The 9,515-nt window shown below is 64.0% G+C and carries 10 protein-coding genes; 2 read left to right on the top strand and 8 right to left on the bottom strand.

All coding sequences use genetic code 11. The features are described from left to right. The 3 genes from HGB10_04845 to mraZ form a co-directional block, all read right to left on the bottom strand. A partial coding sequence (locus HGB10_04845; protein ID NTU71129.1) for a hypothetical protein occupies positions 1 to 375 on the bottom strand: 375 nt, incomplete at its 3' end. A gap of 54 nt (positions 376 to 429) precedes the next feature. Further along, positions 430 to 1,380, bottom strand: coding sequence for a 16S rRNA (cytosine(1402)-N(4))-methyltransferase RsmH (gene rsmH / locus HGB10_04840; GenBank protein ID NTU71128.1), 951 nt, complete (start codon positions 1,378 to 1,380; stop codon positions 430 to 432). A gap of 9 nt (positions 1,381 to 1,389) precedes the next feature. Continuing rightward, positions 1,390 to 1,824: a division/cell wall cluster transcriptional repressor MraZ gene (gene mraZ / locus HGB10_04835; protein ID NTU71127.1), complete on the bottom strand. Its 435-nt coding sequence runs from the start codon at positions 1,822 to 1,824 to the stop codon at positions 1,390 to 1,392. Positions 1,825 to 2,215: 391 nt separating this feature from the next. Here mraZ and HGB10_04830 point away from each other — a divergent pair, with 391 nt between their 5' ends. Together HGB10_04830 and HGB10_04825 are read left to right on the top strand one after the other, a co-directional pair. Then, positions 2,216 to 2,368: a hypothetical protein gene (locus tag HGB10_04830; protein ID NTU71126.1), complete on the top strand. Its 153-nt coding sequence runs from the start codon at positions 2,216 to 2,218 to the stop codon at positions 2,366 to 2,368. 103 nt (positions 2,369 to 2,471) lie between these two features. After that, positions 2,472 to 3,509, top strand: coding sequence for a DUF4349 domain-containing protein (locus HGB10_04825; protein NTU71125.1), 1,038 nt, complete (start codon positions 2,472 to 2,474; stop codon positions 3,507 to 3,509). 81 nt (positions 3,510 to 3,590) lie between these two features. Here HGB10_04825 and HGB10_04820 read toward each other — a convergent pair whose 3' ends face one another. From HGB10_04820 to xerD, 5 genes are all read right to left on the bottom strand, one after another. Next, positions 3,591 to 4,535 carry an ABC transporter permease gene (locus tag HGB10_04820; GenBank protein NTU71124.1) on the bottom strand — a complete coding sequence of 315 codons (945 nt, stop codon included), beginning with the start codon at positions 4,533 to 4,535 and terminating at the stop codon, positions 3,591 to 3,593. 1 nt (position 4,536) lies between these two features. Continuing rightward, positions 4,537 to 5,664, bottom strand: coding sequence for an ABC transporter permease (locus HGB10_04815; protein NTU71123.1), 1,128 nt, complete (start codon positions 5,662 to 5,664; stop codon positions 4,537 to 4,539). Then, on the bottom strand, positions 5,657 to 7,261 hold the full coding sequence (locus tag HGB10_04810) for an ABC transporter ATP-binding protein (protein NTU71122.1): 1,605 nt from the start codon (positions 7,259 to 7,261) through the stop codon (positions 5,657 to 5,659). The genes HGB10_04815 and HGB10_04810 overlap by 8 nt, the downstream gene beginning before the upstream one ends. Before the next feature lie 102 nt (positions 7,262 to 7,363). Beyond that, a complete protein-coding gene (locus HGB10_04805; protein NTU71121.1) occupies positions 7,364 to 8,401 on the bottom strand; it encodes a BMP family ABC transporter substrate-binding protein in 1,038 nt (345 codons plus the stop codon). A gap of 129 nt (positions 8,402 to 8,530) precedes the next feature. After that, positions 8,531 to 9,439 (bottom strand): site-specific tyrosine recombinase XerD, encoded by a 909-nt coding sequence (gene xerD, locus HGB10_04800; protein ID NTU71120.1) that lies wholly within the window; start codon positions 9,437 to 9,439, stop codon positions 8,531 to 8,533. Between the last annotated feature and the right edge of the window lie 76 nt (positions 9,440 to 9,515).

Here is a 9,515-nt window from a genome sequence, read left to right as displayed (position 1 = left end):
TGCGACGGACTTCGCCGGCCGCATGCCCATCGCCCCTCCGGCAAGCGCCTGGATGCGCGACGGAGTGGCAAGTGCACTCTGCTGAACCTCGAGCATGTCACCCTCGTACTGCTCGAGCTTGATCTCGCTGCGAAGCCGCGTGGAGTCCATCGAGGCTTGCGCGGCCCGCACCGATAGCCAGATGCGACCGAATCCGAGCGCAGCGACGATTACAACCACCACGGCGAAGAACACGAAGGCCTGAGCGGCTGCTTCATTGGCGTTCGCACGCGAGCGCGTGGACTTCTTCGACGACGGTCGCGACTTCACGACTCTGAGGCGCGGTCCACGAGGCTGTGCCCGGTGCGTGTCGTGCTTCAGCGCAGGCAGACCCATGGTTTCGCGCCCCCTCTCATCTCTCGTGCCCGCCCCCGATAGGCGATGCTTCCATCAGATCTTCTCGGCGACCCTGAGCTTCGCGCTCCTGGACCGCGGATTCGTTTCAATCTCCTCAGCGCTTGGCAGGATCGCCCGGCGCGTGAGAACTCGGAGTACCGGCTCGTGCCCGCAGGTGCAGACCGGGAGGTCTGGCGGACAAACGCACCCCCGTGCGAGATTCTGGAACGCCTGCTTGACGATGCGATCCTCAAGCGAGTGGTAGCTGATGACCGCTATCCGCCCCCCGTGCGACAGCCAGCGAACGGCTGCTTCAAGCGAGGTCGCGAGGACGTCGAGTTCACCGTTCACTTCGATGCGGAGCGCTTGGAAGGTGCGCTTCGCGGGGTGACCGCCCTCGCGGCGAGCCGCAGCCGGTATCGCCGACTTGATGATGTCGACGAGCTGCGACGTGGTTTCGATGGGATGGTGGGCCCGCGCGGCTACGATGAATGCTGCGATGCGCGTGGCCCACCTTTCCTCACCAAAGTCGCGAAGTATCCGGGCGAGGTCGGCTTCGGAGTAGGCTGCGATGACCTCAGCTGCGGTTTGGGTCTGACGACCCGGATCCATCCGCATGTCCAGAGGCGCGTCCTCCCGATAGGAGAACCCGCGCTCAGGGACGTCCAGTTGATGCGAGCTGACTCCGAGATCGAAGAGAAATCCATCGATGTACGGAATGCCCGCCTGCGGGAGCAAACGATCGAGCTCGCTGAAGTTGCCCTTGAGCAGGATCGTGCTCTCTGAAAGTTCATGCTGGCCGAGGCGTAGTGTGGATGCTGCTGCGGCAAGTGCTGCGTCATCTTGGTCAATCCCGACGAGTAGTCCGCCGGGGGCCACGAGTTCTTGAAGCCGCTTCGCGTGTCCTGCCCCGCCTAAGGTGCAGTCACAGACTATCGAACCGGGTTGCGGCGAAAGTTGCTGCGTGACCTCGGCCAGCAAAACTGGGGTGTGCCGATATTCCATTTTCAAGCCCTAGAGCAGGCCGGCGGTCGCCAGCTTGCTCGCGAGGTCCTCGATCGAACCCCCGTCGTCGCCTATGTAGGTGGCCCACCGCTCTGAGTCCCAGATCTCGATCCGGTTCCCGTTGCCGGTGACGGCGACGTCCTTCTTCAGCCCCGCGTAATCGCGGAGCTGCTGAGTGAGCGAGATGCGGCCCGCAGAGTCCAACTCGACCTCCTGCGCGCCGGAAGTGAGCTTGCGACGAAGGCGCCGGACTTCCTCGTCGAAGTCCTGCTTGGCCATGAGTGCACCCACGTAGCGGTCGTACTCATCGGTCGAGTAGACGGCGAGACAGCCTTCGAAGCCCTTGGCTACGACGAGCTTGCCGGTGAGCTGTGCACGGAACTTGGACGGCAGCGAGACACGGCCCTTCGCGTCCATCGTGTGCTGGTAGTCCCCGAGAAACATCCGTGTCACCTCCCGCCCTCTCGCATGTCCTAGGGAGACACTGCGTGCCACTGCCCCCCTCTGCACGCCATCCTATGCCACTCTATCCCACTTCGCAAGCCTTTCATGGGAATCTGTGACACATGTACCCATTTGTCCACACCGAGCTAACACCCGGTTCTCCCGCCGACACTCGACGCGTGCGTGTGACCGCCATCGATCCGCCAGATTGTTGCTTCGGAAAGGGCCCGTGAACCACCGTCCGTGTCTTCGCGTCTGAGTGTTCGAGTGGATGGATTGCTGGGATGACAACCGAATAGGCACGCAATCTCCACGCGCAGTTTGCCGAGCGACTGAGAGTACGCGTAGAATCGGGGCGAATCGTATCGGCGACTCGGAGGTGGACGGTCACATGACCGCTAACTGGGCTGGAGCTGTAGTCAACGTTCTGATCCTCGGGTTCTTCATGCTCGCGATCATCGGCATCGCACTGGGTGCCTATGCAGCGAGTGCGCTGAAGAAGGCCGAGGGCAGGAACGAGGAGAAGGTCTCCCTGGAGTCCTAGTCCTCCCGTGCCTGTTCTGTTTGCCGAGCGTCCTTCCGCGCGACTGCGGTAGGGCGCTCGTCGTTTTCCTGCGGCGATGCGCACGACGATGGAGGTGTTCGTGATGAGATCACGTACGACGCTCACCGTTCGCTCGCTCTGTTCAATTGTTCTTGTAGTCTCGCTGCTCGCTCTCGCCGGCTGCGGCGGGGCCTCGACACGAACGGCAATGGACGTCGGAACCGGCGGGGCCGCCGTCTCCCCAAGCTACGACCCCGGGGCAGCCAAGTCAGATGTGGGTGGCGCGCCGGTCGCCGACGAACTAGCCGTCAGTAGCACTACCGAGCCGTCCCCTACAGGTGACATGCTCGTGATCACGAACGCGGGTATCGGAATCGAGGTCAAGAACCTCGAGGAAGCCGTCGAGTCGGTCCGCGCGATCGCCACCAAGCACGGTGCCCAGATCGCCAACCTGTCGGTCTACTCGGGCAGCGAAACGGTCGTCACCCCCGAGCCCTATCCGATGGCGTCGTCTGGCGACTACGTAGCGCCCACACCCGGCGGCGCGTCGATCACTCTGCGAGTGCCGTCGGACAAGCTACCCGCCGCCGAGCGTGAGATCGGCGCCTTGGGCAAGGTCACCTCGCAGACATCGAGCCAGGATGACGTCACGCAGCAGCACGTCGACCTCAAGGCGCGCCTGAAGAACCTCGAGGCTGAGGAGACTCGACTTCGCGCCTTCTTCACCAAGGCCACCAAGGTCTCCGAGATGCTCGCCATCGAGCAGGAGCTGGCGCGCGTTCGGGGCGACATCGAGTCGATGCGCGCGCAGATCGACTACCTCGAGCGCCAGGCAGCACTCGCAACCCTGACCGTCACCCTGTCGCAGCCGGGCGCACTGGTCAGCCCCGCCGCCGGCGGATGGGGCTTCGCGGCCGCGATCCGTGACGGCGTGCGCGGCGGTGCTGCCGTCACGCGGGGGCTCATCACGGTCCTGCTCGCAATGCTGCCGCTCATCGTGCTCGGCGTGCTTCTGTTCCTCGCGATCCGAGCGATGGTTCGTGGTCGTCGCAGGCGACACGCCGCCGCATCGGCAGACGACTACGCCGCACAAGAAGCAGCGCTCCCGGCAGAGCACACGGACGACTCGCCGCAGGCCTGAGCGTCCCGCATCACCGCCACACACAAGAGGGGCACCGGTCACCCGGTGCCCCTCGTAGCGTGACGATGCAGAAGTGAGTCGCTAGCCCTTTTCCTTGTACGGCTTGCCCACGGCGGCAGGTGCAACCGCCTTGCCCACGACACCCGCCAGAACGATGACGGTCAGCAGGTAGGGCAGCATCAGGAAGAACTGTGACGGGATCTTGATGATATCGCTGAACAGTTGCAGTTTGAGTTGAAGCGCATCGGCGAAGCCGAACAACAGCGACGCGAGATACGCCCCTCCGGGAGTCCAGCGGCCGAAGATGTTGGCCGCCAGCGCGATGAACCCACGACCGTTCGTCATGTTCTCGGTGAACGATCCCACCTGCTCAAGCGTGAGGTTTGCGCCCGCAAGGCCGGCCATCGCACCCGAAATCAGCACGGCGAACCAGCGACCACGCAACACGTTGACACCGACGGTGTCGGCCGCGCGTGGATGCTCTCCAAGCGCACGGAGCCGCAGGCCCCACCGCGTTCGGTACAGCGCCCACGTGAGGTATACGGCCAGCCCCATGCCCACGTACACCAGCGGCGTATAGCCAAAGAGCACCGTGCCGAGCCAGCGCCAGATCACCGGCGCATCGGGCGGAACCACGTACAGCGGTTGGATCGTCTTGACCGGATCGGTGGTTCCCGGGTGGCCGAACACCGTCTCCATAAGGAATCCGGTGATACCGAGTGCAAGTATGTTGACCGCCGTGGCTGAGATGATCTGGTCGGAACGGAGATTGATTGACGCCCATGCGTGGAGTGAGGCGAAGACGAGGGACGCGCAGACGGCCGCAACGACGCCTATCCAGGCGTTACCGGTGAACAGGGTCGCCGCAACACCGGCGAACGCCGCGACGAGCATGAGCCCTTCCATCGCGATGTTGGTCACGCCGGAGCGCTCACAAATCGACGCACCGACGGCCGCGAGTGCAATCGGTGTCGCAAGCCGTACGGCTGAAGCGAACAGTTCGGGAGTGAGGATCTCGGCCAACACGTCACTCACCCCCCTTCCTGCGAACCCGGGCGACCGCCCACGTCACGATGGTTTCGGCGCCGACAAGGAAGATGATGGTTCCCTGGATGATCGCGATGACCTTCTGCGAGACCTCGGCTTCGAGCTGCATCGTGCCGGCGCCCGCGGACAGCGAACCGAAAAGGATCGCGGCGGCGATGACGCCGAACGGGTTGTTCTTCGCAAGCAACGCGACCGCGATACCTGTGAAGCCGAACCCCGATGAGAACTGGTCGAACAAGCGATAGTGCACCCCCATGACCTCGGCAGCACCCGCGAGTCCCGCCAGCCCACCTGAGATACACAGCGAGGTGATCGTCGTGCGAGCGACAGAGATACCGGCGGTCTGGGCAGCCGCGGGGTTGAACCCGACCGCGCGCGCCTCATAGCCCATGACTGTGTACTTGAGCACAAGCCACACCACGAGTGCCGCAACCACGCCGAGAAGAATGCCCGTATGGGCCCGGCTCGAACCAAGGAACGGCAGCAGGTCGGAGATGCGCGGAAGCTGGCTGGTGACGGGCAGCTCGGTCGTCTGCGGGATGCTGCCCTCTGCGCGCAGCGGTCCGTTGACGAGGAACGACACCAGGTACCGCCCGATGTAGGTGAACATCATCGTCGTGATGACCTCATGCGCCCCCAGCCGTGCCTTCATGAGTGCCGGGATGAACGCCCAAGCTGCGCCCGCCAGAAACGCTGCGAACAGCACGATCGGCAACGAGACGAGAATCGGCAGCCCGGCGACGGCCAAGCCCACGAACGCGGCGGCGAGTCCACCAAGGAACAGTTGACCCTCGGCCCCGATGTTGAAGAGCCCGGCGCGGAAGCCGTAGGAGACCGCAAGACCCGTGAACACCAGCGGAGTCGCCCGTAGGAGGGTCTCGCCGATCTGTCGCCATCCGCCGAACGCGCCCGAGAACATAGCCGAGTAGGCGGCGACCGGGCTCTCGCCCGACGCAAGGATCACAAGCGACCCTACAAGCAGGGCGATGAACACCGAGATGAACGGGGTCGCCACCCGAATCGCTCGACGGGCGGCTTCTTGCTCGAGCGCGAAGCGCTTCTCGGCGTCAAGCTCTTGTTGGGGCGTCAGCTTGCCTTCGTCACTCATCGCCGCCACCCCCCTCGACCTGTGCGGCCCGAGTGGAAGAGCCACCTGTCATGTAGACGCCCAACTCCTCTTTGCTCACGGCGCCACCAGCGAACTCAGCGACGACGCGGCCTTCGTACATGACGAGGATCCGATCGGACAGCGACTCGATCTCCTCGAGTTCCATGCTCACAAGCAGCACACCCTTGCCGGCGTCGCGCTCGGCGAGAATGCGGCGGTGAACGAACTCGATGGCGCCTACATCAAGACCGCGTGTTGGCTGTGCGGCGATGAGCAGCTCGGGGTCGCGTCCGAGTTCGCGTGCGAGCACGAGCTTCTGCTGGTTGCCGCCGGAAAGGTTCGCCGCAAGCACGTGCTCGCTTGGGGTACGCACGTCGTACTCCGCGATGCGCTCGGCAGCGACGCGCTGCATGGCAGCGCGATCGAGGATGCCGAACTTCGCGAACGGTGCGCGATCGTGATCGCCCAGAATCATGTTCTCGACCAGATCGAAGTCGAGAACCAGTCCGCGGCGGTGCCTATCGGCGGGAACATGCGAGACCCCTGCCGCGATGGTCGCATCAGGCGGCGCATGGGTGATGTCTTTGCCGTTGAGCGTGACCGTGCCGGATGTGGGACGCCGTAGTCCGACTATTGCCTCGACCAGCTCGCCCTGCCCGTTGCCATCGACCCCCGCAATCCCAACGATCTCACCCGAGCGGACCTGCAGGGACACGCCCTTGAGCGCCTCGAGCTTGCGATCGTCGAGTACGTTTAGGTCTCGCACCTCGAGCCGCACATCACCGGGTGTGGAGGGCTGCTTCTCAACTCGGAGTACGACCTCGCGACCGACCATCATCCTCGCGAGACTCTGTTCGGTTGATTGCGAGGGGGTCGTCTCGCCGACGACGCGCCCCATGCGCATGACGACGATCTTGTCCGAGAACGCCATGACCTCGTCAAGCTTGTGGGTGATGATGACCACCGCAAGGCCCTCGGCGACGAGCTCACGAACGATCTCGAACAGCTCACTGACCTCTTGCGGCGTGAGCACCGCAGTCGGCTCATCGAGGATGAGGATGCGTGCGTCCCGGTAGAGCGCCTTCAGGATCTCGACGCGCTGCTGCATTCCCACCGAAAGGTCCATCACCCGAGCGTCGGGGTCGACCTTGAGGCCGTAGCGCTCCGAGATCTGGACAACCTTCGCGCGGGCGGTGGCGCGATCGATTGCGCCGAAGCCCTTACGCACCGGCTCCATGCCAAGCACGATATTCTCGGTCACGGTCAGCGGCTCTACCAGCATGAAGTGCTGATGCACCATGCCGATCCGAAGGTTGATGGCATCGCGCGGCATGCGAATCTGCACGACTTTGCCGTCAACCGCGATCTCGCCGGCGTCTGCCGCGAGCAGCCCGTACGCGACGTTCATGAGGGTCGACTTGCCGGCACCGTTCTCGCCGAGCAACGCGACGACTTCACCGGGCGAGACGCTCACCGAGACATCCTCGTTGGCGAGCACGCCAGGAAACCGCTTCGTGATCCCCCGCAACTCGAGCACCGGGGGCAGTGGAGCCTTGCTGGGCACCGCGTCGGACTCGAGACCGGGCTCGGTGGTCATCGTTTCTCCCGTCAGGCACGAATCGGCCGCCCCGGCGCGCGCATGGCACTCGCCGAGGCGGCCGACCGATCAGGATCAGATCATCGTGAAACTGGTGCGGTATTACTTGGTCTCAGGAACCGTGACCGTACCGGCCTTGATGTCTGCGGTCGCCTTGGCAACGGCGTCCTTGACCTCAGCCGGCATCTTGGCATCCCAGTCGTGGAACGGGGCGAGACCGACGCCGTCCTCGGCGAGACCGAAGACCTTGTTCTCCCCGCCCTTGACCGCGCCATCGACAGCTTCCTTGACCGTCGAGAAGACGGCGTTGTCGACGCGCTTTACGGCAGACGTGATGATCGTGTCGCCGATGCCCGGGATGGTGTTGAACTGGTCAGCGTCGACGCCGATGAACAGCGCCTTGTTGTCCTGGCACGCCTTGGCCGAACCGTTACCGGTCGAGCCGGCGGCGGCGAAGATGATATCGGCGCCACCCTCGATGAGGCTCTTACCGGCCTCGATGCCCTTCTGGGCGTCGGTGAACGTGCCGGTGTAGACGCTCTTGACCTCAACGGTGGGATCGACGGACTTGACGCCCGCGATGAAGCCGGCCTCGAACTTCTGGACCGGCGGAATCTCCATGCCACCGACGAAGCCGACGACCTTCTTGTCGTTGATACGAGGATCGACGTCCTTCATGGTGGTCAGCTTGCCCGCGACGACGCCTGCGAGATAGCCGGCCTCCTGCTCCTTGAAGTTCAGGCCGACCACGTTGGCGCCCGGCTTCTCGAAGAAGATGTCGATGCCGCCGAAGGTGACGTCAGCGAACTGCGGGGCGATCTTGTTGACCGTATCGGTCATGAGGAACCCGACCGCGAAGATCGGACCGTAGCCGGCGGTCGCCAGCTGGTTGAGGTTGTTCTCGTAGTCCGTCGGCTCCTTGGACTCGAGGACCTTGATCTCGGTACCGAGCTCCGTCTCAGCGCGCTGCAGACCGGCATACGAGAGGTCGTTGAAGGACTTGTCGCCCAGACCACCGACGTCGGTGACCATTGCGGCCTTCACGTCGGTCTTCGGCTTCTCGGCCGGTGCAGGAGTCGTCGGCTCCGGCGCCTTGGCACATCCGCCGGCGAACGCCGCAATCAGACCAATCACGAGCATCACCGCTACGAGCTTGACCCACTTCGATCTCACGGAGATCTCCCTCCTCTAGTTTGGGGACTACCCACTCCCCTGATTGTAGTCCAACCGCCGTCAGTTGGCGGACCAATTATGGAGCGAATCGCGAGCTCAGCGAACACGTGCCCTGGGGTGTGTGGAGAGGTACTCCTCCCGCACGTGACGACGGTCCACATGCGTGTAGACCTGCGTGGTCGAGATGTCCGCATGCCCGAGCATCTCCTGCAGTGCCCGCAGATCGGCACCACCCTCAAGCATGTGCGTAGCGAAGGAGTGCCGAAGGGTGTGGGGATGCAGCGACTCGATCCCGACGCGCGCCCCGTAGGTCTTCACGATATGGAACACGCCGCCTCGCGACAGACGCCCACCGCGCACATTGAGGAATACCGCAGACGCACCGCTGCCACCCAGTGATGCCTTCGGACGTAAGGACGACCGTCCGTGAGCCACGTACGCGTCCAGCGCGTGACTTGCCATGCCGGCGACGGGGACGACCCGCTCCTTGCCGCCCTTACCGAAGACGCGTACGAGTCCGGCCGACAGGTCGAGGTCGGTCAAGTCGAGACCTGTCAGTTCGCTGACTCGCAGCCCGCAACCGTACAGCGTCTCGAGCATGGCCCGGTCTCTTGAGCCTGCGGGTGAGTCGGGAAAGGGCTGGCCCAGCAACCTGTCTACGTCTTCGATGGAGAGCACGTCGGGCAGGCGCTCTGGGACTTTGGGCAGAGGGAGTCGCGCTGTGGGGTGATTCTCAGTCACACCCTCACGCACGAGGAACTTGTGAAACCCCTTGACCGCTGAAACCTTACGCTCGACCGACGAAGGCGACAGTCCGCGCTCCCTGAGGGAAGCAATGAAGGCCGTGACGTCGTCGCGTGATACCGAGTCCGGCTCGCTCACGCCCCTGCTCGCCAAGACGGCGTCGTACTCGGAAAGGTCGCGCCCGTAGGCGGCGATCGTATGTTGGGACGCGCCTCGTTCGACCGAGAGGTGACCGAGGTACTCTGCGATGAGACTTTTCACGGACCCAGTATAGGTGCGCGGCTACTGAGCGGAGCCCTCCGGCGGGACCTCTACCGATGGCTTCGGCGTCGGATCG

It is taken from the genome of Coriobacteriia bacterium (assembly GCA_013334745.1).
In the GTDB taxonomy this organism is placed as follows: domain Bacteria; phylum Actinomycetota; class Coriobacteriia; order Anaerosomatales; family JAAXUF01; genus JAAXWY01.
This window is presented reverse-complemented; position numbering and strand designations above follow the sequence as displayed.

Excerpts from the sequence above, each read along its gene's own strand:
- HGB10_04825 (NTU71125.1), top strand. The coding sequence starts at position 2,472 with ATGAGATCACGTACGACGCTCACCGTTCGCTCGCTCTGTTCAATTGTT.
- HGB10_04805 (NTU71121.1), bottom strand. The coding sequence starts at position 8,401 with ATGCTCGTGATTGGTCTGATTGCGGCGTTCGCCGGCGGATGTGCCAAG.
- HGB10_04815 (NTU71123.1), bottom strand. The coding sequence starts at position 5,664 with ATGAGTGACGAAGGCAAGCTGACGCCCCAACAAGAGCTTGACGCCGAG.
- HGB10_04810 (NTU71122.1), bottom strand. The coding sequence starts at position 7,261 with ATGACCACCGAGCCCGGTCTCGAGTCCGACGCGGTGCCCAGCAAGGCT.
- HGB10_04830 (NTU71126.1), top strand. The coding sequence starts at position 2,216 with ATGACCGCTAACTGGGCTGGAGCTGTAGTCAACGTTCTGATCCTCGGG.
- mraZ (NTU71127.1), bottom strand. The coding sequence starts at position 1,824 with ATGTTTCTCGGGGACTACCAGCACACGATGGACGCGAAGGGCCGTGTC.
- rsmH (NTU71128.1), bottom strand. The coding sequence starts at position 1,380 with ATGGAATATCGGCACACCCCAGTTTTGCTGGCCGAGGTCACGCAGCAA.